We start from the raw sequence: 24676 nt of genomic DNA, 5'->3' as shown, positions 1-24676 counted from the left end.
TGTCCGGGGCCGTCCAGGAACTCAGGAGGCGCGGGTCTCGGGGCCGTGGTGGATCTCCACGTCGCCGGAGTCCCCGAACGTCAGCCGGCAGGTGTCCGCGCGGTAGGTGGCGACGGAGAGGGCGGCGGTGCGGCCCCCGGCGAGGTAGCGGGTGGTGACCACGAGGACGGGCGCTCCCGGGAGCCGGTCGAGTTCCTTCGCGTCCTCCGCTCCGGCCGACCCCAGCTCCACGGCGCTCTCCCGCCGCTCCAGTTCTCCGCGCTGCAGTTCGCGGAGCACGACCCGCGCGCGTGCGACGCCGGAGGGGGCGTCGATGGCGGTGAGGTCGGGCACGGAGGACGGCGGGATGTAGAGCAGCTCCGCCGCCACGGGCTGGCCGTGCGAGACCCGGGAGCGGCGGACGATGTGCACGGGCTCGTCCCTGCCGGTGCCCAGGACCTCGGCGACGGCCGCGGGCGGAGCGGCCGGCACGCAGTCGGCCGGTTCCCAGGCGTCCTCGGCCGTTCCCGGCCAGGCGTGCCGCTCGGTGCCGACGGCCACGCCGACGCGCGGCGGGGCGACGGTCGTACCGACGCCTCGGCGGCGCTGGAGCCTGCCCTCCAGTTCGAGCTGTTCCAGGGCCTGCCGGAGCGTGGCGCGGGCGACGCCGAAGCGGGCGGCGAGGTCTCGCTCGTTGGGCAGGACCTCGCCCACCGAGAACTCCGAGTCCAGGGCCTCGCTGAGCACGGTCCTGAGATGCCAGTACTTCGGTTCCGGCACCGATTCCAACTGCGTGGTCCCCACCCTGTCCTCCGCAATCGCCGTGGTCCGGCGGCGTTTTGACGCCCTTGTTTATTAAAGGTTGTTGCAGTTCTCTGCGACCATAAAACGGCCCACACCCTTGGTCAAGACCAATCCCGCGACAGGACGGCGAAGCCCCCGTCGTGGGACGGGGGCTCGATCCGTGGCGGATGGGCGGGTGGCGCTGCTGGGGGCCTGCCCTAGAGGGTGTCCAGGGCGCGCAGTTTGTCGGGGTTGCGAATGATGTACACCGACTGGATGCGCCCGTCGGCCACGTCCAGCTGGAAGACGGAGTCGGGCCTGCCGCCGGACAGGGCCAGCAGGGCCGGGCCGCCGTTGAGCTCCAGGAAGCGGAACGAGAAGTCCGGGATCCCCTTCTGTGCGGCGCCGAGCAGGAAGCGGCCCACCTTGTCGGCGCTCTCCAGCACGCGCAGCGGCGCCTTGGACTTGCCACCGCTGTCGCCGACCAGCCGGACGTCGGGCGCGAGCAGCGCCATCAGCCCGTCCAGGTCGCCGTCGGCCGCGGCGGCGAGGAAGCGTTCGGTGAGGGCCCGGCGCTGCGCCGGGTCGACGTCGTAGCGGGGCCGCCGCTCGTCGACGTGCTTGCGGGCCCGCCCGGCGAGCTGGCGCACCGCGGCCTCCCCGCGCTCCAGCATCGCGGCGATCTCGGCGTACGGGTAGCCGAACGCCTCCCGCAGGACGAAGACCGCCCGCTCCAGCGGTGACAGCGACTCCAGGACGACAAGAACGGCGAAGGACACCGAGTCGGCGAGGACGGCCCGCTCGGCGGTGTCCGGTACGGCGTCCCCGAAGTCGGTGGCGTAGGGCTCCGGCAACCAGGGGCCGACGTACGTCTCGCCCCGCGACTTGATCTGGCGCAGCCGGTCGATGGCGAGGCGGGTGGTGACGCGTACCAGGTATCCGCGCGCCTCCCGGACGCCGGACCGGTCGGCGCCGGACCAGCGCAGCCAGGCCTCCTGGACCACGTCCTCCGCGTCGGCGAGGCGGCCCAGCATGCGGTAGGCGACCCCCAGGAGGACGGGGCGGTGCTCTTCGAAGACATCGGTCGCGGTTTCGGTGGTCACCGTTCCATCCCAGCGGACGCGTGCGGCCGTGTCCAGGCGGAATCGCCCCCGCCCGAGGCCGACCGGCGACCGGGGGCTACCCGTCGGTAGCTCTTACTGACAAGGTGTCTACGCAACGTCGTCGTTCATCCGTTCCCGACGACATGTGTTCCCCAAACGTGTGTTCCCACAACAGGTGTTCCCGACAATGAGCAACAAGGAGCCCCATGTCCGCAACGCTCTCCTTCACGGCCCCCACCGAGCACGGCCCGCAGGACATCACCCTCGCCTACGCGCGCGTGGGTGAGGGCGAGCCGCTGCTGCTGCTGCACGGCATAGGTCACCACCGGCAGGCCTGGGACCCGGTGGTCGACATCCTCGCGACCGAGCGCGAGGTGATAGCCGTGGACCTGCCGGGGTTCGGGCAGTCGTCCGCGCTGCCGCACGGCCTGCCGCACGATCTGCCGACGACGAACGCGGTACTCGGCGCCTTCTGCGCGGCGCTGGGGCTCGACCGGCCGCACGTGGCCGGCAACTCGCTGGGCGGTCTGCTGGCCCTGGAGCTCGGCCGCGAGAACCTGGTGCGGTCGGTGACGGCCCTGTCCCCGGCCGGCTTCTGGACGCAGGCCGAGCGGCGCTACGCCTTCGGCGTCCTGATGGGGATGCGCCGGACCGCCCGGAGCCTGCCCCTCCCCCTGGTCGAGCGGCTGTCCCGCACCGCGGTCGGCCGCACCGCGCTGACGAGTACGATCTACGCCCGTCCCGGCCGCCGCTCCCCCGAGGCGGTCGTCGCCGAGACGCTGGCGCTCGCACACGCGCAGGGGTTCTCCGAGACGCTCCGGGCCGGACGGAGCGTGCTGTTCACCGACGACGTGCCCGGCGTCCCCGTCACCGTGGCGTGGGGCAACCGGGACCGGCTGCTCCTGCCCCGGCAGGGCATACGCGCCAAGCACGCCATTCCGCGGGCCCGCCTGGTGCGGCTGCCCGGCTGCGGCCACGTCCCGATGAACGACGACCCGGCGCTGGTCGCCCGCGTTCTCCTGGACGGCAGCAGGGCTCAGTCGGCCAGGGCCTTGAGGACCTCCTTCAGCACGGTGGCGTTGTAGGGCATGCTCACGTGCGGGGTGTGGTCGTCCGGGTCGATGTCCTGCAGGACGATGTTGTTCACGTAGCGACCCTCGGTCTTCGCGAGGGCGCACGACGTGTACGGAGTGACCACGTCGTCGTACTGGGTGGCGATGACGGTGTGGCGGACGCCTTCCGTCGTCTCCCCGAGATCGGCCAGCTCACGCTGGAAGGGGTGGTCGTGCTGGAGTTGCGGCCAGGCCGGCACGACCTCCCCGACGGGGCCCTGTTCGAGGAGTTCCACCGCGCCGGGAATCTGCCGGGCGAGGTTCATCAGCCCCTGGGCCGTGACTCCGTGGTTGCTGGGCGCGATGCCGACGAAGTTGCGCACCTTGGGTCCTCCGCCCAGGGCGTTCAGGTAGTAGCGCGGCATCATGCCGCCCTGCGAGAAGCCGACCACGTCGACCTCCTGGGCGCCGGTCCGCCGCAGCACCTCGTCGACGAAGTCCGCGAGCTGCCGGGCGGAGTGCTTGATGTCGCCCAGGCCGAAGATCACGGGGTTGCCGTGCTGGCCGTAGTCGAGCCGGAAGACCCGGTGACCATGCTGCCGCAGCAGCGGTGTCGCCGTGTTCCAGGTGTAGCCCCGGTTGCCGAAGGTGCCGTGCACGAGCACCACCGGACGCGGATGCTCCTCGGTGGGCGGGACGTTCCAGTCGTCCTCTCCCGCCTGTACGTCGACGGTCGCGATGACCTGAGCTCCGCCGGCTTGCGCGACCGCACTCAGGCGGTGCGGGGCCTCGGTGATGTCCGTGACGACGTCGTCCGAGTTGGCACCGGGGACGCGGGGGTTGAGGAAACTCACGGTCTTCACCCTTTCGTTGGGGAATGGCGCGGAGTTCGATCCGACTTCCCATTCTCCCGTCCATTGAATTCCGCAACTATCCCTCGACCAGGTGAAAGAATTCACTCCATCACGGCAGCTGCATATGCGGCTGCGTTGTGTGTTGAGGCTGGTCAGCGAGATGGCGGGGAGTCTGCGGGCATGGGTACGGCCACCGTCCGTACCTACCTCCGAGCCTTCTCCGAGCTGTCCCGGTCGGCTGTGCACGGAGCCGAAAGAAACTCCTGCCGCCGCCTGGAGATGCTCACGGTGAAGGAGCGGCGGGCTCCCGGGCCGGTTCGGTGGGGCAACTTCTGAAGGCGAGTACGGCGTTGTGGCCGCCGAAGCCGAAGGAATGGCTCAGGGCGAGGTCGACGGGCTGCGCCCGGCTGGTGCCGGTGACGGCGTTGATCTCGGCGTCCCCTTCCTGTTTTTCGAGGTTGGCCACGGGAGGCACCCGGCCGTGGGCCACGGACAGGGCGGTGATCGCCGCTTCGACCGCCCCGGCCGCGCCGAGCAGGTGGCCCAGGGTGCCCTTGACCGAGGTCACGGAGGGCTGGTGAGGGAAGAGGCGACGGATCAGACGGGCCTCGGCGGCGTCGTTGAGCGGCGTGCTGGTGCCGTGCGCGTTGATGTGCTGCACGTCCGCGGGGCGGGCGCCGGCGTCGTCGAGGGCCCGCCGCACGGCGAGGGCGGCGCCCTTGCCCTCGGGGTCGGGTGCCACGGGGTGGTGGGCGTCGGACGATGCTCCGTAGCCCGCCAGCAGGGCGTAGCCGGGGCGTCCGCGGGCCCTGGCCGCACTCGCCGGCTCCAGGACCAGGGCCGCACCGCCCTCCGCCATGACGAAGCCGTCCCGGGCGGTGTCGAAGGGCCGGGAGGCGGCCCGCGGGTCGTCGCCGCGCCGGGACAGTGCGCCCATCCGGTCGAAGCCGGTGACCCAGAAGGGCTGTACGACCGCGTCGGAGGCGCCCGCGACGGCGATGTCGCAGGCCCCGGAGCGCAGGAGTTGCAGGGCGGTGCCGATGGCGGTGGCGCCGGAGGCGCAGGCGGTGACCGTGCACAGCGCCGGGCCCCGGGCACGCAGGTGGATGGTGAGCTGCCCGGTGGCCATGTTGGGCAGGAACATCGGCAGCAGCAGCGGTGAGACGCGCGCCGTGCCCAGTTCGAGCAGTTTGCGGTGCTGTTCCAGCATGGTGCCGGTGCCGCCGGCCGAGCTGCCGAAGACCACCGCGACGCGGTCCGCGTCCCAGTCGGCCGGGTCCAGGCCGGCGTCGGAGACCGCCTCCAGGGCGGCGTAGAGGGCGAACTGGGTGAAGCGGTCGTACTGCCAGGGGCGTGAGCCGGGGACGTGACCGCGGGGGGAGAAGTCCGGTACGAGGCAGGCGAAGTCGACCGGGAGACCCTTGAGTTCGGGGACGTACCGGGCGGTGGGGCGGCCCGCGCACACGCCGTCCCAGGTGGCCTCGCGGCCGGTGCCGGCGGGAGTGACCAGGCCGATCCCGGTGACGGCGACGTCGGGCCGGGCGCCGGTCACGGCTTGACGGCCTGGGCGATGAGGTCGGCCACGCCGGCCAGGGTGAGGTCCGGGTCGGCCTCGCCGTCCTGTACTTCGATGCCGAGTTCCTCGGTGAGTACGACGAAGAGCTCCACCACGGCCAGCGAGTCGAGGTCCAGCTGTTCGAAGGTCGCGGTGGGGACGATGGCCTCGGGGGGCACTTCGAACTTCTCGCTGAGAACCGAGGCGAGCAGGTCGTAGGCGCGGCTGTGGGGAGTGGTGTCGGTGGTCATGTCAGAGGTGTCCTTTCCGGTCCGACGGGCGGTACCCCGGGGTGGTGGGGTTCCGTGTGGTGGGGTCCTGCGGTGGCGGGGTTCCGTGGTGGCGGGTCGGCGGTCAGCCGAGCGCGGCCGGTGCCTCCAGCTCCGCCTTGACGTCCTCGAGCAGGGCCATCGCGTCCCTGCCGTTGACCACCCGGTGGTCGTAGACCAGGCCGAGATGGACGAACCGGTGGGTGCGAGGGGTGCCCTGCGCGTCCAGGAGCACCTGGTCGTCGACGGCGCCGATGGAGATCACGCAGGTCTGGCCGGGGAAGACGATGGGGGTGGCCAGGACCATGCCCTCCGTGGTGTGCGGGGCGACCATGATGTTGGCCCCGGCGAGTTCGGCGGCCTGGAACGTGCCCCGGAACGCCTTGCTCCGGAAGCCGGTCAGCAGGTCGGCGATCCGGTCGCCGCTCAGCTCGGCGGCGTCGTGCACCACCGGGGTGTACAGACCTCGGCCCGCGTCCATGGTGACGCCCACATGGGCCCGTTCGCTCTCGCGTACCGCGCCGTCGTCGGTGAGCGCGGCGAACATCAGGGGGTGTGCCGCGTGCCGGCGCGCCACCGCCTTGATCAGCAGGACGGGCAGGGAGACGAAACTGCCGGTGCGCTCGGACAGCTGCCGGGCCAGTTCCTCCGCCTGTCCGACGTCGACCTTGGCGTAGGCGGCCGCGGCCGGAACGGTCCGCATCGACTCGGTCACCACCGCCCCCACCGTCCGCTGTCGCTTCGACAGTTGGCGCTGGGGGGCGGGGGGCGCCGACGCGGCCCGCCGCACCAGGGCCTCGACATCGGCCGTACGGATCACCGTGCGCCCGAGACCGCACAGCTCGGCCTCGGACACGCCGTGGCGGTCGGCGAGCGCACGGGCCGCGTTGGTGATGCTCAGCTCCGCGCCGGGGGGTGCGGATGTCGCCGCCGGGGCGGCGGCCGACGCCCGGTAGGAGTCGCGCTCCTCGGCCGACTCGAAGAGGTAGGCGATGGTCTGCCCCGGCCTGCAGTCCTGGCCGCCGACGACGAGGACGTGCAGGATACCGGGGCCGGTGCTCTCGATCTCCTCACTGGCCTTGGAGGTCTCCACGACCGCCAGCGGTTCCTCGCCCTCGATGCTGCTGCCGTCGGGGACTAGCCACTCGACCAGGGTGTAGCTGGAGTCGTTCGTGTTGAGCGTGGGCAGCTCGATGCCGATCACTTCGTCGCCTCCATGATCGCGCGGTGGATGGTGGACGGCTGGAGCAGCACGTCCTGCTCCAGGTGCGCCGCGGTCGGTACGATGCTCGGCTCGGCACTCAGCGGCAGCACCGGGCGGGCCAGTCGGCTCCACAGCTGCTCGTGGAGTTGCTGTGCGAGCAGCTCGCCCCAGGTCCCGTCGGCCGTGGAGTCCTCCATGACACAGATGCGGTCGGCACGGGACAGCACCGGGAGCAGCGCCTTGCTGTCGAAGGGGTAGAGCTGGGAGGGCACCAGCAGTTCACACGTGATCTCCTCTTCGAGGAGCAGGGTGCGCAGGGCGGTGACGGCCCGTTCGGTGAGCCCGCCCGGGGCCAGGACGATCCAGTCGGGGGGCCCGCAGTCCGGCGCGAACACCCGGGCGGTCTCGCTGGGATCGGCCAGCACCTCGTAGCGGAAGAGGTCGTCCACGACCCCCTCCTGGTACATGGCGCGGGTGTAGAGCACCTTGTCCTCGAAGAGCACACCGGGCTCCTCGCGGTCGAGCATCGCGGTCAGTACGCGCTGGTTGTCGTGGAACGGGGAGACTTCCCGCAGGTGCAGCGAGGGAATGCCGAGGAAGTGCTTCTGCAGGCTCTGGCTGTGCGTCGGGCCGTACCCCCGGTTGCCGCCGGTGGGGCAGCGGACGACCATGCTCATCGGGACCCTGCGGCCGTACATCGACACGGACTTGGCGGCGAAGTTCAGCAGCGGGTCGAAGGCCAGCGCGGCGAAGTCCGAGAACATCATCTCGACCACGGACCGGTTGCCGGCCAGGGCCAGGCCCGCGCCCACGCCGGCGATGCCGCCTTCGCTCAGCGGTGAGGACAGCACCCGGTCCGGGAAGCGGTCGGAGAGCCCCCGGGTCACCTTGAACGCCCCGCCGTAGGGGTCGGCGACGTCCTCGCCGATCAGATACGTGCCGGGGTGGGCGCCGAGGACGTGGTGCAGTGCGCTGTTGAGGTTCTCGGCCACGCGCTGGCGCCTGGTCATCGGGCCTCCCATCGGGACGCCGGACGCGCGCCGACCTCTCGTACGACGGCGGCGACGGCCTCCGCCTGTGCCTGGTCGGCGGCGGCGAACTGCGCGGGATGGTCCTGTCGGTAGCGGCGGTACCAGTCGTGCCGGGCCGCTCGCTCACGGACCTCGGCCGCGCGGGTGTCGTCCCCCTTGCTGTGCGGGCCCACACGGTGGGTGACGCACTCGACCACGTACGGCCGGTGCTGGTCGCGGACCTGTTCGACCACAGGGGCGAGGGCGGCGCGTACGTCGGTCACGTCCACGGAGTCGATCCGCAGGTGGCCGACACCGAAGGCCGCCGCCCGGGTCGCGATGGTGCCGGACATCTGCCGCTCGGTCGGTGTCGACTGGGCGATCCCGTTGTGCTCCACCACGACGAGCACCGGGACCTGCCACAGCTGCGCCATGTTGAGCGCCTCGTACACGGCGCCCTCGCCCCAGGTGCCGTCGCCGATGTGGACCACCGCGATCCGACCCGGCTCGGCCCGCTTCAGGTGCAGGCCGACTCCCACGGCGACGGGCAGGCTCTGGCCCTGTACGCCGGTCGACAGGTAGCGGTCGCGGTAGATGTGCTGGCTGCCGCCTACACCGTGGCAGACGGCACCGGCCCGCCCCATGATCTCCGCGAGCAGGCCGTGCGGGTCGTGGAAGCGGGCCAGGTAGTGGCCGTGCCCGCGGTGGTTGCTGAAGACGTAGTCGCCCTCGTCCAGCAGCGGGTAGAGCGCGACGGGGATGTACTCCTGGCCGAGGCAGGTGTGGGTGGTGCCGTGCAGCCGGCCCTGGGAGAACAGCTCCAGCACGGCCAGTTCGAAGTGGCGGATCATCAGCAGGGTGCCGAGATCGGCGTCGGACAGACGGGACAGGGGACGGGCCACGACACCGGCTTCGGGTTCGCCGGCGGGCCCGAGGTCGACCGCGGGGGACGCGGACGTGACGTTCATGAGGTGCTCCTTACGGAAGTTCGACCACCTGGGCGCACCAGGTCAGCCCGGCGCCGAAGCCCAGGAGCAGCGCCTTGTCGCCGGGCCGTACGGTGGCCGAGGCGAGCAGCGACTCCAGAGCCAGCGGGATGGACGCCGAACTGGTGTTGCCGTCGGTGACGATGCTGCGGGCGATCGCCACGTGCGCGGGCGGGCGCAGTCGGCGCGCCATCGCGTCGATCAGCCGCCCGTTGCACTGGTGCGGCACGAAGGCGCCGATGTCGTCCCAGGTGAGCCCGGCCGCGTCGAGTGCGTCCCGGGCCACTTGCGGCATGTGCGAACCGAACCAGCGGACCACCCGGGTGCCGTCCATGTGCATGTACGGGCGGGCGGCACCGGGTTTGGGCGGGGCGCTGGTCATCCAGGGCTCACCGGGGCCGTGGGTTCCCCACACCGCCGGTCCGATCCCGCCGTGCTCCGCGGCGCTGACCACCGCGGCCCCGGCGGCATCGCCGAAGACCATGACGGTCCCGCAGTCGTCGGGGTCGGTGATGTCGCTCAGCCGCTCGGCGGCGACGACCAGGATCTGACGCGCCTGCTGTGCGGCGATGAGTCCGGAGGCCAGGGTCAGCCCGTAACTGAACCCGGCGCACCCGCCGTTGACGTCGAACCCGCCGGCCCGGCCGGCTCCGATGCGGTGGGTGAGACTGGCGGCCCGGCACGATGCCTGGCCGACGCTGCTGGCTGAGGAGAACAGGACACAGTCCAGGTCCTCGGCGAGCACTCCCGCATGGGCCAGCGCCTTGTCCGCCGCCTGCGCGGCCATCTCGACGAAGGTGTCGTCGGGGTCGGCCTTCAGCCTGGTCCGGATTCCGGTGATCTGCTCGATCCAGCCTTCCTCATGGCCGAACCTGGTGTCGAGTTCGGCGCTGGTGAGCAGGCCACCGGGGCGGTAGACGCCGATGCCGGTCAGCCGTCCCGCGCCCCGGGCCATCAGCGGGCTCCGTCCGCCGCGGCGACGGCTGCCTGGCCGTTCACGTAGTCGAGGGTCCGCCGGACGGTGCGCAGGTCGTGCACCGCCTCGTCCGGGATGGGAATGCCGTAGCGCTCCTGGATCCGCTCGGCCAGTTCGATGACGGCCATCGAGTCGAACCCCAACGACGTGAAGGGCGCGTCGGCCGACTGCTCCGAGATCGCCCGGGCCGCTTCGGCGCCGGCGATCTCGGCCACCATCGCCGCCAGGTCTTCCAGAGTGAAAGGGGACATGCGGAAACTCCAGCTGATGAGATGCGGGGAGGGGTGCACGGGAGGAGAGGACCGCGCGTGGGTCACTGGGCGGGCAGCATGACGTCGCCGCTCAGGAAGGCGAGCACCCTGCGGAAGTAGTCGGAGTCGAGCACGGGCGGGGCGCGGTGCGCGGACGCCGCGGTGGGGCCGGCGGTGTCCTGCCCCGGGGCCGGGATCATCTGCCGGAGGATCTCGCCGGCCAGCCGCATGGTGCTGCGGGGGACCTCGTCGCCCAGGTCGCGAAGCCGCTCCAGCCAGGTGTCGAACGGAACGAGCGGAAGGTCGACACCCGCGTCCGCGAAGCCCTGGAAGTACGACCGGAAGGGCAGCGGTTCGGGATCGATCACGTGGAACACCTGTCCTCGGGCACGTCGGCTCAGGGACAGGTCGACGATGGCGCGGCTGGTGAAGTCGACCGTGCCCACCGGCAGGAGACCGGGGTGGTCGGGGGCGCAGCCGGCGCGGATGCTCGCCGTCGTCAGGTGGACGAACCAGTCCGACTTCCCCACCAGGCCGGTGCGCGAGTCCGCCAGGATCACACCGGGCCGGTGCACCATCGTGGGCGATCCGCGGTCCGCGGCCTGCGCGACCAACTGCTCGGCGACCCATTTGGTGGCGCAGTAACCGGAGACACCGGTCCCGGCCTCTCGGGCCGCCGGGATCACCCCCATCGTCGAAATGTAGTGCACGGGGATTCGACGGGTCCGGGTCGCCAGTCTCAGGATTTCCCGGGTTCCCGACACATTGCAACCGCGCAGGATCGGGTAACTCGCCAGAAGATTGACCCAAGCACCGCAGTGGTAAATGACGTCGATGCCGCGCGAGAGGCCGGAGAACTCCTCGTCGGTCAAGCCGAACCGCGGCTTCGCCAGGCTGCCGGGCACGACGTCGACCCGGGACATGTGGTGCACCGGCACATCGCGGGCGCGTAACTGACCGGCGAGCCGCTCCCGGGCCTGAGCGGCCGACTCCGCCCTCACCAGGCAGTGGATTCGAGCGTCGGTCGCCTCCAGCAGGTCGGCGAGCAGGAAACCGCCGAGGAATCCCGTGGCTCCCGTCAGCAGAATTCTCTCGGGCGGCCCTTCGGGAACATCCGTCAGAGACGACGCATCGATTTCCGCCGGAAGTCGCAAATCGTCGGTGATCGGGAAACTGACCATACCAACACCGCATTTCAGCACAGGCGAGATTCGGTCCTGCCCTGAACACTCCCCGCACCTCACGAGGTTTACTACAGGAATCTTCCACCAGTGGGAGCGCAGGGCGCATCCTCCTGGCCGTCACCCGCGCCCGCACCGCCACAACGGGTGAGTAGGGCTCATTCATTCGAACAGGCCACGGCTCCGAATGGACGGCCGGGGAACGTACGCCCGGAGCGCGTTACCGGTATCGCGCGCCGTCGGTTGCGCGCCAACGCGCTTACGCGGACGGAGCGTTGCGAAACGGGAGGCGGGGGGCGGGGGCGGCCCGAGCGTAAAGACAGATGAGACCGACACAGCCAATGGGTCGCGAGGCAGGGGGGGTTAAGCCATGGCCGCAGGGCCTGATGAGGTGCCGGAGGTCCCCGATCCCGTTGGGAGCGGGGCGAGTTCACACTCCGTTCCACCGAAGGTGTTGCCCGAGACATGGCAGCCTCTGCTCGGCCGCCCGGCCCTCGCGGAGCTGCTCGGGCACCCCCTCGCGGGCGCCGCGCTGACGGAGATGTGCCGGCTCCTGCCACCCCACGTCGCCGTGCACTCCCTGCGGACGTTCCTGCTGGCCGACGCCTGTGCGCGGACCCACGGAACCGCCTACGACCGGGTCGGCCTGCTGGCCGCCGCGGCGTTCCACGACACCGGGCTGGTAGGGCGCACTCCGCTCGGTCGCGGTGGATTCCCGTGCCGCTCGGCCCAGTTGCTCGACCACTTCCTGGCCCGGCACCAGGTGGGCACGGTGCGGCGCACGACCCTCACGCGTGCGGTGCGCGAGCACATGCGGCCGTTCCCCGCTCGCGACGCCGGACCCGAGGCGCGGCTGCTGCACTTCGGCGTGTGGCTGGACGTCACCGGACGCGGCGAGCGGCAAGTGCCCGGTGACCGCCGCTTGTTGGCCGAACTGGCGCCCACCCCCCGGTTCGCCGTGTCCTTCTCCGCCCGGGTGGTGGCCTGCGGGCTGCGCCGGGTGCTGCCGGGCTCCCCGGTCACCCACCGGTGACCAGGGAGCCCGGCGACTCGCCCTTCCCGTCGCGAAAGGAACCGCAGACATGCAAGAAGACCAGCGTGTTTTCGATGTCGCCATCGTCGGAGGCGGCATCGGCGGGACGATGCTGGGGGCCGTACTCGCACGTCACGGCGTGCGCGTGCTGCTGCTCGAAGGCAGCGGCCACCCCCGGTTCGCCATCGGAGAGTCCACCGTCCCCGAGACCACGTTCGGTCTCCGAGTCCTGGCCCGCCGCTACGACGTCCCCGAGCTCGAGCACCTGGCGACCAACGCGGCACTGCGCCGCCACGTGTCGTCGAACAGCGGGGTCAAGCGGAACTTCAGCTTCATCTACCACCGGGAAGGTGAGCCCACCCGGGCCGACGAGTGCACCCAGTACCCCACCTGGGGACCACCGCTCGGTCCCGACTCGCACTACTTCCGGCAGGACGTGGACGCGTACATGTTCCATGTCGCCGTGTCCTACGGCGTGACCGCTTACACCCACACCATGGTCGACGACGTGAAGTTCGAGGAGGACGGCGCGACTCTCGTCACCCGGGACCGGGGCACCTTCCGGGCCTCGTACGTGGTCGACGCCGGCGGCATGCGGGCGGTCCTGCCCGAGCGCCTCGGGCTGCGGCAGGAACCGCCCTACCGCACGAGGTCGCGCACGATCTTCACGCACATGGTGGACGTGCGCCCCTTCGACGCCGTGGCGCCTTCGCGTGAACAGCACGGCATGCCCAGCCCGTTCAGCCAGGGAACGCTCCACCACATGTTCCCGGGCGGATGGTTCTGGGTCATCCCGTTCGACAACCAGTCGACCAGCACGAACCAGTTGTGCAGCGTCGGCATCAACCTCGATCTCGACCAGCACCCCCGCCCGGAGGACATCTCGGCGGAGGAGGAGTTCTGGCAGTACGTGCGCCGATTCCCCAGCGTGGCCCGCCAGTTCGAGCGAGCGCGGGCGGTCCGGCCGTACGTGTCCACCGACCGCACCCAGTTCGCCTCGCAGAAGGTGGTCGGCGACCGGTGGTGTCTGCTGCCGCACGCCAGTGACTTCATCGACCCGCTCTTCTCCAGCGGTCTCGCCGTCACCGTGATGGCACTGAACGCGCTGAGCCACCGGCTGATCGACGCGGTGCGCCAGGACGACTTCGACACCTCCCGGTTCGCGTACCTGGACCACTGGACCAAGCGCATGTTCCGGTTCTACGACGACCTGGTGTCGTGCAGCTACATCGCGTTCGACGACTTCGACCTGTGGAACGCCTGGAACCGTGTGTGGACCATCACCACGCTGTACGGCACGAACGCCCAGAACCAGGTCGCCGTGACGTTCGAGAAGACGCACGACCCGGCCTGTTTCGACACGCTGGAGCTGCCGCCGTACCGAGGTCTCCAGGGTATGGACAACCCCTGGGTGGAGCGGATGTTCGACCAGTCGCGGGACGCCGTACTCGCCTACCGTGCGGGCGAGTTGACGAAGGAGCAGGCGATCGCACGCATCTACGAGCTGCTGGGCGAGAGCGGACTGGTCCCGGCGGTGTGGGGCACCCTGGACCCCGACAACCGGTGCCCGTCCGGGGTGTTCACCCTCTGGCCGCTGATGAAGATCCTGCTGTGGGGCAAGTACCGCTCACCGCGGCACGTCCGGGGCTCCTACTTCACCGGCGGGGCGCGGCTGGTGGGCAAGGAGGCGGTCCAGGCGTACACCACCGAGCTGCGCGCCGGCAGCTCCCAAGTGCACCAGACCGTACGGGACATGTGGCTCAACTGGAACCGCGACTGGGCGCGGCGGCCCGCTCCTCGGAAATGAGCACGGAAAAACATTCCTGCCGACTGGCGGAGGTGCATATTCCGGTTTGCCGCTCCAGGGCCTCGGGTAGGAAAACCACATGGCCGACAAATGGAAAGTCGGCCGCGGTTCTCCCTGCTCAATCCGAGAGACAACGGGCTGCAATCCACGATGGTGCGACATTCCACCTGCCAATCGCCCGCTGAATGCTCCTGGGAAGACATCTTCCAGCATCAGGACCGCCTCATGCGGCTGGTTCGGCGAAGACTACCGAGTTTTCAGGACGCCGAGGACTGCGTTCAGGAAACCATGGCCCGGGCAGCCGCCCACGCCGCGTTGGACAGGAATCGACTCGGTGCCTTTCTGACGTCCGTGGCGCTTCGCCTCTGCATCGACTTCTACCGTGACATGGACCGTCGCAGCAGACTCCTCCAGCGTGCGGCGCTCGCGGAAACCCCGGGTACGACTGAGGAGGACGTCTGCGACGAGGACTTCGGCAGATGGCTTCTGGGCCAGGTACAACACCTGCGGGGGCGGGAGCAGGAGGTCATACTCGCCCGCGCCAAGGGTATTTCCACTGCGGAATTCGCCCGCATACACAACATCTCCGTCAAGGCGGCCGAAGCCGCCTTCACCAGGGGCCGCGCACGATTGAAGAACGTCTGCGCGAAAGCCTTGGAAGGCTGCGCCCGATAACACCCGAAAACCGCACCTCTCCCATCGCAGAGAAACGGAAAGGGACCACACTCATGGGCAATAGCAAGAACATCCAAGACATCGTCAAGGATTTGGTCGGTGATATGACCGACAGCTGGAAGGAGGCTTTCGACGACCTCCTGAACCGAGACGACGACTCAGGATCGTCGCGCGGCTCCGGCAATGCCGTCAACACGCTGGCCGGGCTGCCCCCGAACGCCCTCGCCGCACTGGCCGGGGCCGTCAACCCGGCGTCCGCGCTCGCGGGTGTCGCCAATCCGTTGGCCGCCCTCGGCGGGATCGGCGCGGCCGGCAACCCTCTCGCCGGCCTCGCCTCGGGGGCCGCGGGCCCGCTGGGGAACATCGCAGGCGCGGCGCAGAACCCCCTGGCCGCGCTCACCGGTGCCGCGGGCGGCGGCAACCCGCTCGCGGCCGCGCTGGGCGGAGCGGGCAACCCCCTGGCCGCGCTGGGCGGGGCGGCCAATCCGCTCGCCGCGGTCGGCGGCGCGGCCGGTGCGCTCGGCGGGCTCGGTCAGCTGGCCGGAGGCCTCGGACACGCGGCGAGCGGGGCGGGCGACCTGATGGCGCTCCCGACCCAGCTCGCCCAGCTCACCCAGGTGCTCCCCAAGCTCCTGGAGGCGGTCCAGGCCCTGCAGAACCTGACCAACCTGCCGGCCCAGGCCGGTCAGCAGGGGCTGGCGGCCCTGCAGGGCCTGACCGGTCAGCAGGGGCAGGGCGGGAAGCCGTCCCCGGGCGGACAGTCCTCGACCTCGGGCTGACCGGCCGTGCCACCGTCCCGTCCGGCCGTCTCCGTGGTGCACGCCGACCGCCGTTCCGTACCCGGGTCCCGATCTGAGGAGGATCACACACGATGACGTCTGTCGTCGGCGATCGGCTGCGTCTCGTGGTCAGGGTCCTGGGCAGCCTCGTGGCCGACGAGGTGGGACAGGCGGCCCGGCTGCGGAGGCGTACGAAGCGGGACACGCGGTCCCCGGCGGAGGGCCTCGTCGGCTCCGCCGGGTCCGCGGCCGAGGCCACCGCCGGGGCGGAGCAGCGTCGCGCCAAGGCGGTACGGCATGCTCTGGAGAGCCTCGGTCCCTTCTATGTGAAACTCGGCCAGGTCCTCTCCACCCGGCCCGACATGGTCCCCCAGTCCATCCGGGACGAACTGCAGAACCTGCACGACGAGGTCGACGTCCAGCCGTTCTCGGAGTTCGAGCCGGTACTGGCCCGGGACCTCGGGCCGAACTGGAAGCTGCGCTTCGACGACATCGAGACCGTCGCCCCGCTGGGGGCGGCGTCCCTCGCCCAGGTCTACCGCGTGACGCTGCCCGGCGGGCGCGCGGCCGTGGTCAAGATCCAGCGACCCGGCATCCGCGAGGGCGTACTCGCGGACATGGCCCTGATGCGCCGGGCGTCGAAGATCGTGGCCCGCGTCGCGCCCCGGTTCAACGAGGTCATCGACATCGAGGCGATGCTCGGCTCGGTCTTCGACGCCATGGAGCCGGAGCTGGACTTCACCGGCGAGGCCCGCAACATGGACGAGGCCCGCGAGCACGTCCGGTCGTTCCGTTCGCTGGAGGTGCCCCGGGTACTGCACGCCAGCCCCCGGGTCCTCGTCCAGTCGCTGGCCGACGGGAAGTCGGTGCGGCACGTCGACCGCGCCCACTTCACGGACGACGAGCGCGTGGAGATCGGCAAGGACCTGCTGCGGTTCATGTACCACGGGTACTTCGTCCATCGCTTCTTCCACGCCGACCCGCACGCCGGCAACGTCTTCGCCGCTCCCGGCGGACCCGCGACGCTGATCGACTGGGGCATGGTCGGCCGCCTGGACCGCAGGACCAGTCTTCAGCTGCTGCCGCTGTTCATGGCCTTGGCGCAGAGCGACGGGGCCGGGACGGCGCAGCACTGGGCGGAGATGGGCCGGATGACGCCGTGGGCCAACATGCCCGCGTTCGCCGCCGACATGGCCGCGTTCGTGCCCAGCGTCTCCCATCTCTCACTGGAGGACATGAACTTCGGTGTCGCGCTCACCACCGTGCTGGCCAAGGCGACCAAGCGCGGGATCGGTTCGCCGCCGGCCGTCTCACTGCTGGGCAAGTCCTTCGCGAACCTCGACGGTTCGGTGCGGTGCATGGCTCCCGAGATCACGCTGCCCGAGGTGTTCCAGGCTGAGGTGCCGAAGATCCTTTTCGCACTGGGCCGCGAGTTCCTCGGCCGCAACCAGTTCGCCCGGAACTCCATGGAGCTGCTGCTGGCCGCCGTCACCAGTCCCGAACAGGTCCGGGGCGTCCTCTCCGACGTGGCCAACCGTCAGTTCGCACTGAACATCCACGAGCCGCGCACCCCCGCCGCGATGGGCGGCCAGCGGCCCACCCGCCCCTCCGGAAGCCTGCTCGCGCTGGGCGCCGCGGCCTTCCTGCTGGGCCGACGCCGCTCGGGATGATCCGGGTCCGCACAGCCACCCCGCCCCACCTCAAGGAGATCCCATGCCGGAATCCACACGTCAGCAGTCACCGTTCGCGCCGGCCGCCGCAACCCCGCACGGCATTTCGCGGGCGGCGCTCTGGACGGCCGCCGCGCACGCGGCGGAGCACCTCCGGCCCGCGCCGCTCGTCCGCGACCCGTGGGCCGCCGACTTCCTCCACGCGGCCGGGTTCGACGGGGGTCCGCCCGGTGACGGACCGATGCAGCGCCTGCTGCCCGACTATCAGGTGGTACGCACCCGCTTCTTCGACGACTACCTTCTCGCCGCGGCCCGTTCGGGCTGCCGCCAGGTGGTGCTGCTCGGCGCCGGGCTGGACACCCGTGCCTTCCGGCTCGACTGGCCGACCGGGGTGCACGTCTTCGAGGTGGAGGACGCGGCCGTACATGCCTTCAAGGAACGGGTATTGGACTTGAGCCGGCTCTCCTGCGGACGCCGCACCGTCGTCGAGGCCGACGGCACGGCATCCTGGAGAGAGGAACTCAGGGCGGCGGGATTCGATCCCGGCAGGCCCACCGCATGGCTCTGCGAGGCACCCTTGTACTTCCTTCGGCCCCCGGAGGTCGAGGCCGTCGTCGCCGCGATGACCGAACTCTCCGCGCCCGGCAGCATGTTCGGCGCCGAGTGCGTGAACTCCGCGACCATGTCCTCCCCGCTCGTCGCGCCCTTCATGGACGCCCTGTCGACGATCGGACTGGCCTGGAACTGGCAGCTCGCCGAGCCCGAGCGCTGGTGGGCGGAGCACGGCTGGGACGCGGGGGTCGCCGACCTGTTCACGCTGCCGTACGCGGTCGAGCGCCTCTCCCCGTATCTGCCGCTGATCGGCACGGCCGCCGCGGAGAGCGTCTTCCTCACCACCGGAACGCTGCGCGGCACTCCCTGACACGGCACCACGCGCAGGCCCCGGACGCACCGTCCGGGGCCTGCGCGTGGTGCCGTGGCTACGGCCGCTCCAGCTCCAGCAGCGCCGCGAGCCACAGGTCGGGGAGTTCGTCCGCGGTCGCCAGGGCCTCGTCGTGAACGACGGTCAGGCACGCGGTGTCGTGCTGGCTCGTCAGCGTCGTCACACACCGGATGCCTGACGCTACGCCGGCGAAGGCGGCCGCACGACGGGCCGCGACCCCCTGGTGGACCAGGGCCGTGCCGAAGTTCACGCTGCTCACCGGCCCGGCCACGAACGCCCCGCGGACCAGGCGGGTGCCGACGGTGGCGCCGAGCGTCCGCGGGGCGGCGGACAGCAGCAGGCGCATGGCGTCGCGCCGCCGGCTCTCCCGCAGCCGGCGCGTGCGGGCGACGACCCGGTCCAGGGCCCGCTGGGGTGACTCCTCGTCGCAGGGCAGCAGGAGCCGGGCGGTGACCATGCGGTTGCCCGGGGCGTACTCCTCCCCCGGGGCCCGGACCGACATCGGGATCGACACGGGCAGCGGCGGATGGGCCGAGCCGGTGTCCTTCAGGTACCAGGTGCGGACGGCGTGGGACAGGGCCGCGAGATAGACGTCCGTGACCGTGCCGCCGTGGGCGCGGGCGATGGCGCGCAGCCGGGCCAGCGGGGTGTCGGCGTGGCAGACGTCGACGCGGCCCGTGGATTCTCCGTCGAACGCGGGTTTCGGGGTGGGCGCGCGGAAGGCGGCCACGACCTCGCCCAGGGCGTCCGCGAGGCCGTGTGCGGTGGGCCGGGCTGGATGCTGCGGGGCCGGTCCGCCCTCGGGGTGGTCTCCGAGGAGAGCGCGGGCGGTGTAGGCGGCGCCCATGCCGTCCTGGAAGGTGTGGTCGGTTCGGTAGACCAGGGTGTGGCGGTCCGCCGGGCCGTGGACCAGCCACACGTCCCAGGGCGGCCGGTCGTCCGTGCTCATCGGCCGGGACAGCATCAGGCGGCTGGTCGCCGACCCGTCGGTGTCCTCGGGCAGCCACGCCTCGTGCACATGCCGGTCCACCGCGATCCGGTCCACTCGCCGGAACTTCCTGCGGTCCCGTGCGATGCGGTAGCGCAACGTCGGGACGCGGTGGACGCGTTCGGCGACCCGCGCGCGTACGGAGTCCAGAGTGGGGGCCCGGCCATCGAACCCGAACGTGAACGCGAGGGGCACAGGGTTGCCGCCCGTCGCCAGGTGGAAGGCGACATCTACGGTTCCCATGGACAGGGCCGACGGCAGGCGGCCGTTCGTACCGAGGTGGGGTCGCATTGTGGAACCTCCTGGTCGGGTTCTGAGGGTCTGTGGGGCTGCGAGGCTGGGGTCTGCGGAGCTGGGGCCCGCGGTCTGCGGAGCTGGGACCCGCGGTCTGCGGAGCTGGGGTACGGATGCGGGCAGTGCCCGCCGTCAGCATGCATGCCGCACGATTCGCCCCATTGCGTCCACGTACGCCCGCAGCAAGGGTCGAACGGGTCCGCGTGCGGGCAGGCGCGGGGCCCGGGAGCGGTGCCACGGGAGCGGTTCGCCGGGTTCCGGCTCACCCAGCAGGGCCGCGGCCACGTGCGCGCCGTGCGCCACGGACAGGGCGAGTCCGTGCCCGCAGCAGCCGCCGATGTACCAGACGTCGTCGAAGCCCGGCACCGGCCCCACCACCGGCAGGTCGTCGCCCGTCATGCCGATGCGGCCGGACCAGCGGTGGGTGACCCGTACCCGGGCGAGGTCCGGATGCAGGGACCGCAGCCACCTCTCCAGCCGGGCCCAGGCACGCTCCCTGACGGCCTGCAGACGGGGCGCGCCGATACCCGCCGGGACCGTGGCGGTACCGCCGCCCGCCACCAGGCCCCGGTCCGGGAGCAGCCGGAAGTACGGCGCCAGCGGGACGGCGTCGACGACGGAGTGTCCGGCGCGCCCGCCCAGGGCCTCGTAGGCCGGGGCGCTCAGCGGTTCGGTGGCGACGGCGTACACCTCGAGCGGCAGGACGGTGCCGACCGGCAGGTCCAGTGCCTGCGCGGCGGAGTTGACGGCCAGCACCGCCTGACCGGCGTAGAGCCTGCCGTGCGGGAGGACCAGCTCGGGGCCGACCAGGTCGCCGGGGCGGAGGGCCAGCAGCGGGCTGCGGCCGTAGAACCGCACGCCCTTGTCGGCGCAGGCACGGGCGAGGGCGCAGGTCAGGGCGGCCGGGTCGAGGGTCGCGGCGGGGCGGTGCAGGAGTGCCGCCCGGTAGGGCACGCCGACCCGGTCGCGGATGCCGGCCGGGGTGAGGACGGGGACGTCCAGACCTAGTTCGCGGCAGGCGCGGGCCTGGCGGGCGAGTGCCACCAGGCCCGCGGACGACCGCGTGGCCACCAGCTGCTCGCCGGGCCGCAGCCCGCAGGGCACGTCGAGCCGGGCGCACAGGGCGAGGACGTCCCGCACCGCCCGCTCGCTGGCCCGGTGCATCCTGCGCGCCGTCTGCGGGCCGAAGCGGCGCACCGCGCGGTCGACCGCGGGGCCGGCCCGGGGGCCCAGCAGACCGGTGCCCCGGCCGCTGGCGCCGGCGGCCGGGTGCTCGGCGTCCACCACCGCGATGTCGAGCCCGGGAGCGCGTTCCGCCAGGTGGTAGGCGCAGGACAACCCGGCCAGGCCGGCCCCGACGACGGCCACGTCGGCGGTGACCACGCCGTGCAGCTGGGGCTGCGTCGGCAGTTCCGCGGGGTCCCAGTACGGCGTCCCGGCCGATGGCCTGGTCATCCGGCGGCGTCCGGCACCGGCTCGGTCAGCGCACCGAACCGGCGGTCGTGCCACAGCAGCGGGCGTCCGCCGCCCACGTGCACGGCGGCGACCCGGCCGACGACGAGGTGGTGGTCGCCGTAGCGGCGCACGTCCTCGGTCAGGCACACCGACCAGGCGAGCGCGCCGGCCAGCACGGGGACGCCCAGCACCTGCCGGGTGTCGGTCCCGGCGAACCGCTCCGCCGCGGTCGTAGTGGGGGACGCGAACCGGCCCGCGAGCTCCCGCTGTTCTTCGCGCAGCAGGTGCACGGCGAAGGCCCGCCGGCCGCGAACGGCGGCGAGGGTGCGGGAGCCGTCGCGCAGACAGGCCAGCAGCAGCGGCGGGCGGGCGGAGAGCGAGGTGACGGCGGACACCGTCATACCGAGCGGGCCGTCCGCGCCGCGGGCGGTCACGACGGTCACCCCGGCGGCCAGCTTGGCGTACAGGCCGAGGCAGCGGGCGGCGCCCGGCCCCGGTTCCTCGTGCAGCGGCTCCTCGTGCGGCGGATCGGCGGCCGGGGGCGGGGCGCCCGCGACGGCCGCCCGGTCAGCCACCAGCCGCAGCCGCGCGCTCATCGATCACCTCCGCGCCCGCAAGGCCCCGCAGCACGCGGACGATGTTGGTCCGCAGGGTCGACTCGGCCACCGGGTCGAGGATCATGGCCAGGGAAGGGATGCCGAGGTCGAAGGCCGCGGTGAAGACGACGAGCGTGCCGCCGTCCCTCGCTTCGCAGCGCCAGCTCCCCTCGAAGGTCTGGAAGTCGCCGCTGATCTGTTCGAAGGCGATGGAGTACGTCTCGGGCGAGTAGGTGTCGCGTTCCCGCCACCGCATCAGGCCGCCCCGGAACTTGACGGTCCAGTCCGAGACCGTGGAGCCGTCGGGCAGCGGAGGCGCGACGTGCACCTCGCGGAAGGTGTCGCTGTACTCGGGATAGCGGCGGAAGTCGCTGATGCGGCCGTAGACGTCGGCGGGTGCCAGTCCGTCGGCGAGGGCGTGCAGGACCACGTGGCGCATGGGTCGTTCGGTTCCTTCCCGGAGGGTTTCCGGACGCTGGTGTCCGGAGCTGGTGGCTGGCGCCGGCGCCAGTTGCCGGTGTCAGCCGGTCATACGGTCGGCCGTGCTGCGCAGGGCCGCGCCGAGGGTGGTGAGGAACAGGTCGAGCGCGGAGTCCTCGACCACGGCCGGCGGGGTCAGCCGCAGCACCCGGGTGGAGTTGAGGGAGTTGTTGACGAGCACACCGCGGGAGATGAGTTCCAGCAGGAGTTCGCCGACCGCCTGTTCCTCGGCGAACTCGATACCGATCAGCAGACCCCGGCCGCGCACTTCGCGGACCAGTCCGCCCTCGTACGGCGCGCACACGTCCCGTACGGCGGTGAGGATGCGCCGGCCGAGCGCGGCGGCCCGGGCCACGGTGTCCTCCTCCTCCATCGCCCGTACGGCGGCGAGGGCGGCGGCGCAGGCGATCGGCGAGGCGCCGAAGGTGGAGGTGTGCAGGTAGGGGTCGCGGCTGAAGGGGGCGTAGGCCTCCGCGGTGGCGACCATCGCGGCGACCGGTACGACACCGCCGCTGAGTCCCTTGCCGACGAGCAGCACATCCGGACGCACGCCCTCGGCGTCGACGCCCCACCAGGTGCCCAGCCGTCCCATGCCGGTCTGGATCTCGTCGACGACCAGGAGTGCGCCGTAGGCACTGCACAGCGCGCGCACCTGGCTGAGGTAGCCGTGGCGGGGGATGCGTACGCCGCCCTCGCCCTGGACGGGTTCGACGATGACGCAGGCCCGGTCGCGGCGGGCGGCCAGCGCCTGTTCGAGGTCGGCCGGGTCGTCGTAGGCCACCTGGGTGACGTCCGGGAGCAGGGGCTGGAAGGGCGTCTGGTACGTGGCGTTGGCGGTGACGCTCAGCGCGCCGAGGGTCTTGCCGTGGAAGCCGCTGCGGGTGGTGATCACCGAGGTGAGCCCGTGGGCGCGGGCCAGTTTCAGGGCCGCTTCGGTGGCCTCGGCGCCGGAGTTGACGAAGTGGACGTAGTCGAGGCCGGGCGGGGTGTGGGCGGCCAGGGCCTGGGCGGCCCGGGCGGCGACGGGTTCGAGGAAGACGCGGCTGGCCAGCGGGTGGGTGTCGATCTGCCGGTGCACCGCCTCGACGACGGCCGGGTGGCGGTGACCCAGGATGAAGACGCCGTAGCCGCCGAAGTCCAGGAAGCGGCGGCCGTCGTCGGCGTGGATCCAGGCACCCTCGGAACGGACCTCGGCCATCCCGCCCATGACGCGGCCCATCACGGCGCGTCCGGAGCCGATGTGCTTGAGGTAGAGGTCCACGATGTCGGGCGGGTCGGTCGGCGCGGCGGCCCCGGCGCGCGGGGTGGAGGACTCGGAGGCCGGGGCGGAGGACCCGGAGGACGGCGTGGGGGTCTCGGAGCCCGGTCCGGCAGCCTCGGAGGCGGACCCGGTAGCCCCGAAGCCGGAGGACGGGGCGGTGGTCCCGGGGGACGCCGTGGCGGTCCCGGAGCGCGGCCCGGCAGCCCCGGAGGACGAGGCGGGGGACCCGGAGGACGAGGCGGGGGACCCGGAGGACGAGGCGGGGGACCCGGAGGACGAGGCGGGGGACCCGGAGGACGAGGCGGGGGACCCGGAGGACGGCCCGGTGGTACCGGTGGACGGGGGCGACACGGTCATGACGCCACCTCCATCGGAGCGGCCGAGGCGGTCCGGTTCCGGGTGAGCAGGCCGGCCCTGTCCCCGGCCCAGCTCTCCGCGTTGCGTACGAGCGCGGCCCGGATGTCGGACCGGGTCAGGCGGGTGCCGCAGTCGGGTTCGCCGAGGGAGGTGTCGAACGGCAGCTCCCGCTGGAACACCAGCAGCAGTTCCGCGTAGTACTCCAGCCGCCGCCGCAGGGACGCGGGCAGCGAGGTGCCCTCCAGCATGGGCAGGAGCAGCCGGTGCACGGCATCGACGGGGATGAGCCGGGGCCGCTGGGGCCGGGGCAGGCCGTGGCGTACGGCGACGTCCGCGCAGACGTCGGCGAACTCCCGCAGGTCGATGGCCTCCTTGCCGGCCGTCAGCCAGTACTCGCCGTCGGCCACACCGCCCCGGACCAGGTCGCCGATGGCCCGCGAGACGTAGTCCTGGGGCACCATGTCGATCCGGGCCTCGGGGGCTCCGGGCAGCACCGGGACCTGCCCCAGGACCATCGAGCCGATCGTCTTGGTCAGCCCCTGCTGACCGGCGATCCGCCCGCTGACGGAGTCACCCATGACGACCGAGGGCCGGACGATGGCGCCGGGCACGCCCGCCTCGCGTGCCATCTGTTCGGCCCTGGCCTTGGAGTCGAGGTAGGCGGCGGCACCCGGGAAGCGCCGGCGGTCCTCCTCGGTGGGGGTGTTGGCCACGAACGCGGTACTCACCAGGTACAGCGGGGCGTCGGCCCGGGCCGCCAGGTCGAGCATGTTGTCGGCACCGCGCAGGTTGGTGCGCGTGATGCCCTCTGGCGGGGTACGCCAGTTGGTCTCGGCGGCGCAGTGCAGCACCACGTCCACCTCAAGGGCCAGTTCGTGCCAGGCCAGGGGGCTCAGGCCGAGCCGGGGAGCGACCAGGTCGCCCTGGAGCTCGCGCACCCGCGGATCGCGCAACGGTGTGTTGCGGCGCAGGCACAGCAGGTCGAAGTCGGGTGACAGCTCGTCGATCAGGGCACGTCCGAGCACTCCGGAACCGCCGGTGAGCAGCAGGGAGGGGCGGTCGCTCGGTTCCGTACGGCCGACGGGCAGGAGGGCGAGACGCTGGTTGTCTGACGGCATGGGGCGTGTGTTCTCCC

At 71.9% G+C, this 24676-nt stretch carries 25 protein-coding genes; 8 read left to right on the top strand and 17 right to left on the bottom strand.

What is annotated here, in order from left to right; genetic code table 11:
• Positions 1-21: 21 nt before the first annotated feature.
• Positions 22-783, bottom strand: coding sequence for a GntR family transcriptional regulator (locus tag RI578_RS33295; protein WP_310874513.1), 762 nt, complete (start codon positions 781-783; stop codon positions 22-24).
• Between the two features lie 197 nt (positions 784-980).
• Entirely contained in the window at positions 981-1865 is an 885-nt protein-coding gene (locus tag RI578_RS33290) for an RNA polymerase sigma-70 factor (protein WP_310874512.1), read from the bottom strand.
• 206 nt (positions 1866-2071) lie between these two features.
• On the opposite strand from RI578_RS33290, the gene RI578_RS33285 reads away from it, so the two are divergent.
• The gene (locus RI578_RS33285; RefSeq protein ID WP_310874511.1) at positions 2072-2950 is read left to right on the top strand and encodes an alpha/beta fold hydrolase; all 879 of its coding nucleotides are present in this window, start codon (positions 2072-2074) and stop codon (positions 2948-2950) included.
• On the opposite strand, the gene RI578_RS33280 is transcribed toward RI578_RS33285, so the two are convergent.
• The 9 genes from RI578_RS33280 to RI578_RS33240 form a co-directional block, all read right to left on the bottom strand.
• Complete coding sequence (locus tag RI578_RS33280) at positions 2902-3771, bottom strand: alpha/beta fold hydrolase (RefSeq protein ID WP_310874510.1); 870 nt, start codon at positions 3769-3771, stop codon at positions 2902-2904. The two genes, RI578_RS33285 and RI578_RS33280, sit on opposite strands and share 49 nt — an antisense overlap.
• A gap of 283 nt (positions 3772-4054) precedes the next feature.
• Complete coding sequence (locus tag RI578_RS33275; protein WP_310874509.1) at positions 4055-5323, bottom strand: beta-ketoacyl-[acyl-carrier-protein] synthase family protein; 1269 nt, start codon at positions 5321-5323, stop codon at positions 4055-4057.
• Positions 5320-5577: a phosphopantetheine-binding protein gene (locus RI578_RS33270; protein WP_310874508.1), complete on the bottom strand. Its 258-nt coding sequence runs from the start codon at positions 5575-5577 to the stop codon at positions 5320-5322. The genes RI578_RS33275 and RI578_RS33270 overlap by 4 nt, the downstream gene beginning before the upstream one ends.
• Before the next feature lie 103 nt (positions 5578-5680).
• Positions 5681-6799 (bottom strand): 2-oxo acid dehydrogenase subunit E2, encoded by a 1119-nt coding sequence (locus tag RI578_RS33265; protein ID WP_310874507.1) that lies wholly within the window; start codon positions 6797-6799, stop codon positions 5681-5683.
• Positions 6796-7809: a transketolase C-terminal domain-containing protein gene (locus RI578_RS33260; RefSeq protein WP_310874506.1), complete on the bottom strand. Its 1014-nt coding sequence runs from the start codon at positions 7807-7809 to the stop codon at positions 6796-6798. The genes RI578_RS33265 and RI578_RS33260 overlap by 4 nt, the downstream gene beginning before the upstream one ends.
• On the bottom strand, positions 7806-8777 hold the full coding sequence (locus RI578_RS33255; protein ID WP_310874505.1) for a thiamine pyrophosphate-dependent dehydrogenase E1 component subunit alpha: 972 nt from the start codon (positions 8775-8777) through the stop codon (positions 7806-7808). Before RI578_RS33255 ends, RI578_RS33260 begins: the two co-directional genes overlap by 4 nt.
• A gap of 10 nt (positions 8778-8787) precedes the next feature.
• Positions 8788-9750 (bottom strand): ketoacyl-ACP synthase III, encoded by a 963-nt coding sequence (locus RI578_RS33250; RefSeq protein ID WP_310874504.1) that lies wholly within the window; start codon positions 9748-9750, stop codon positions 8788-8790.
• Complete coding sequence (locus RI578_RS33245) at positions 9750-10022, bottom strand: acyl carrier protein (protein ID WP_310874503.1); 273 nt, start codon at positions 10020-10022, stop codon at positions 9750-9752. Before RI578_RS33245 ends, RI578_RS33250 begins: the two co-directional genes overlap by 1 nt.
• A gap of 62 nt (positions 10023-10084) precedes the next feature.
• Positions 10085-11203: a thioester reductase domain-containing protein gene (locus RI578_RS33240; protein WP_310874502.1), complete on the bottom strand. Its 1119-nt coding sequence runs from the start codon at positions 11201-11203 to the stop codon at positions 10085-10087.
• A gap of 451 nt (positions 11204-11654) precedes the next feature.
• On the opposite strand from RI578_RS33240, the gene RI578_RS33235 reads away from it, so the two are divergent.
• From RI578_RS33235 to RI578_RS33210, 6 genes are all read left to right on the top strand, one after another.
• Positions 11655-12236 carry an HD domain-containing protein gene (locus RI578_RS33235; protein ID WP_310874501.1) on the top strand — a complete coding sequence of 194 codons (582 nt, stop codon included), beginning with the start codon at positions 11655-11657 and terminating at the stop codon, positions 12234-12236.
• A gap of 49 nt (positions 12237-12285) precedes the next feature.
• Positions 12286-14043, top strand: a complete 1758-nt coding sequence (locus tag RI578_RS33230) for a tryptophan 7-halogenase (RefSeq protein ID WP_310874500.1) — start codon at positions 12286-12288, stop codon at positions 14041-14043.
• A 90-nt stretch (positions 14044-14133) separates the two neighbouring features.
• Positions 14134-14718, top strand: coding sequence for a sigma-70 family RNA polymerase sigma factor (locus tag RI578_RS33225; protein WP_310874499.1), 585 nt, complete (start codon positions 14134-14136; stop codon positions 14716-14718).
• Positions 14719-14822: 104 nt separating this feature from the next.
• The gene (locus tag RI578_RS33220) at positions 14823-15497 is read left to right on the top strand and encodes a hypothetical protein (protein ID WP_310874498.1); all 675 of its coding nucleotides are present in this window, start codon (positions 14823-14825) and stop codon (positions 15495-15497) included.
• Positions 15498-15589: 92 nt separating this feature from the next.
• A complete protein-coding gene (locus RI578_RS33215) occupies positions 15590-17167 on the top strand; it encodes an AarF/UbiB family protein (protein WP_310874497.1) in 1578 nt (525 codons plus the stop codon).
• 43 nt (positions 17168-17210) lie between these two features.
• Complete coding sequence (locus RI578_RS33210; protein WP_310874496.1) at positions 17211-18089, top strand: SAM-dependent methyltransferase; 879 nt, start codon at positions 17211-17213, stop codon at positions 18087-18089.
• Positions 18090-18147: 58 nt separating this feature from the next.
• On the opposite strand, the gene RI578_RS33205 is transcribed toward RI578_RS33210, so the two are convergent.
• The 5 genes from RI578_RS33205 to RI578_RS33185 all read right to left on the bottom strand — a co-directional run bounded on the left by RI578_RS33205 (position 18148) and on the right by RI578_RS33185 (position 23187).
• Complete coding sequence (locus RI578_RS33205; protein WP_310874495.1) at positions 18148-19389, bottom strand: wax ester/triacylglycerol synthase domain-containing protein; 1242 nt, start codon at positions 19387-19389, stop codon at positions 18148-18150.
• 135 nt (positions 19390-19524) lie between these two features.
• Positions 19525-20847, bottom strand: a complete 1323-nt coding sequence (locus RI578_RS33200; RefSeq protein ID WP_310874494.1) for an FAD-binding oxidoreductase — start codon at positions 20845-20847, stop codon at positions 19525-19527.
• Positions 20844-21443: a flavin reductase family protein gene (locus RI578_RS33195; RefSeq protein ID WP_310874493.1), complete on the bottom strand. Its 600-nt coding sequence runs from the start codon at positions 21441-21443 to the stop codon at positions 20844-20846. Before RI578_RS33195 ends, RI578_RS33200 begins: the two co-directional genes overlap by 4 nt.
• On the bottom strand, positions 21415-21882 hold the full coding sequence (locus RI578_RS33190; protein WP_310874492.1) for an aromatase/cyclase: 468 nt from the start codon (positions 21880-21882) through the stop codon (positions 21415-21417). Before RI578_RS33190 ends, RI578_RS33195 begins: the two co-directional genes overlap by 29 nt.
• A gap of 81 nt (positions 21883-21963) precedes the next feature.
• A complete protein-coding gene (locus RI578_RS33185) occupies positions 21964-23187 on the bottom strand; it encodes an aminotransferase class III-fold pyridoxal phosphate-dependent enzyme (RefSeq protein WP_310875923.1) in 1224 nt (407 codons plus the stop codon).
• Here RI578_RS33185 and RI578_RS33180 point away from each other — a divergent pair.
• Positions 23186-23587 (top strand): hypothetical protein, encoded by a 402-nt coding sequence (locus tag RI578_RS33180; protein ID WP_310875997.1) that lies wholly within the window; start codon positions 23186-23188, stop codon positions 23585-23587. The two genes, RI578_RS33185 and RI578_RS33180, sit on opposite strands and share 2 nt — an antisense overlap.
• Here the strand turns inward: RI578_RS33180 and RI578_RS33175 are convergent.
• On the bottom strand, positions 23538-24659 hold the full coding sequence (locus RI578_RS33175) for an SDR family oxidoreductase (RefSeq protein ID WP_310874491.1): 1122 nt from the start codon (positions 24657-24659) through the stop codon (positions 23538-23540). The genes RI578_RS33180 and RI578_RS33175 overlap by 50 nt on opposite strands.
• Positions 24660-24676: the final 17 nt, after the last annotated feature.

This window comes from Streptomyces sp. BB1-1-1, from assembly GCF_031597775.1.
GTDB lineage: Bacteria > Actinomycetota > Actinomycetes > Streptomycetales > Streptomycetaceae > Streptomyces > Streptomyces thinghirensis.
The sequence above is the reverse complement of the archived record's forward strand: the minus strand, read 5'-3'. Positions and strand labels throughout refer to the sequence as shown.

What these genes read in the sequence shown, in the direction of transcription:
- RI578_RS33255 (WP_310874505.1), bottom strand. Translation starts at nt 8,777, where the DNA reads ATGAACGTCACGTCCGCGTCCCCCGCGGTCGACCTCGGGCCCGCCGGC.
- RI578_RS33180 (WP_310875997.1), top strand. Translation starts at nt 23,186, where the DNA reads ATGTCGGGCGGGTCGGTCGGCGCGGCGGCCCCGGCGCGCGGGGTGGAG.
- RI578_RS33245 (WP_310874503.1), bottom strand. Translation starts at nt 10,022, where the DNA reads ATGTCCCCTTTCACTCTGGAAGACCTGGCGGCGATGGTGGCCGAGATC.
- RI578_RS33200 (WP_310874494.1), bottom strand. Translation starts at nt 20,847, where the DNA reads ATGACCAGGCCATCGGCCGGGACGCCGTACTGGGACCCCGCGGAACTG.
- RI578_RS33210 (WP_310874496.1), top strand. Translation starts at nt 17,211, where the DNA reads ATGCCGGAATCCACACGTCAGCAGTCACCGTTCGCGCCGGCCGCCGCA.
- RI578_RS33230 (WP_310874500.1), top strand. Translation starts at nt 12,286, where the DNA reads ATGCAAGAAGACCAGCGTGTTTTCGATGTCGCCATCGTCGGAGGCGGC.
- RI578_RS33205 (WP_310874495.1), bottom strand. Translation starts at nt 19,389, where the DNA reads ATGCGACCCCACCTCGGTACGAACGGCCGCCTGCCGTCGGCCCTGTCC.
- RI578_RS33220 (WP_310874498.1), top strand. Translation starts at nt 14,823, where the DNA reads ATGACCGACAGCTGGAAGGAGGCTTTCGACGACCTCCTGAACCGAGAC.
- RI578_RS33225 (WP_310874499.1), top strand. Translation starts at nt 14,134, where the DNA reads ATGGAAAGTCGGCCGCGGTTCTCCCTGCTCAATCCGAGAGACAACGGG.
- RI578_RS33215 (WP_310874497.1), top strand. Translation starts at nt 15,590, where the DNA reads ATGACGTCTGTCGTCGGCGATCGGCTGCGTCTCGTGGTCAGGGTCCTG.
- RI578_RS33190 (WP_310874492.1), bottom strand. Translation starts at nt 21,882, where the DNA reads ATGCGCCACGTGGTCCTGCACGCCCTCGCCGACGGACTGGCACCCGCC.
- RI578_RS33270 (WP_310874508.1), bottom strand. Translation starts at nt 5,577, where the DNA reads ATGACCACCGACACCACTCCCCACAGCCGCGCCTACGACCTGCTCGCC.
- RI578_RS33285 (WP_310874511.1), top strand. Translation starts at nt 2,072, where the DNA reads ATGTCCGCAACGCTCTCCTTCACGGCCCCCACCGAGCACGGCCCGCAG.
- RI578_RS33240 (WP_310874502.1), bottom strand. Translation starts at nt 11,203, where the DNA reads ATGGTCAGTTTCCCGATCACCGACGATTTGCGACTTCCGGCGGAAATC.
- RI578_RS33250 (WP_310874504.1), bottom strand. Translation starts at nt 9,750, where the DNA reads ATGGCCCGGGGCGCGGGACGGCTGACCGGCATCGGCGTCTACCGCCCC.
- RI578_RS33260 (WP_310874506.1), bottom strand. Translation starts at nt 7,809, where the DNA reads ATGACCAGGCGCCAGCGCGTGGCCGAGAACCTCAACAGCGCACTGCAC.
- RI578_RS33195 (WP_310874493.1), bottom strand. Translation starts at nt 21,443, where the DNA reads ATGAGCGCGCGGCTGCGGCTGGTGGCTGACCGGGCGGCCGTCGCGGGC.
- RI578_RS33175 (WP_310874491.1), bottom strand. Translation starts at nt 24,659, where the DNA reads ATGCCGTCAGACAACCAGCGTCTCGCCCTCCTGCCCGTCGGCCGTACG.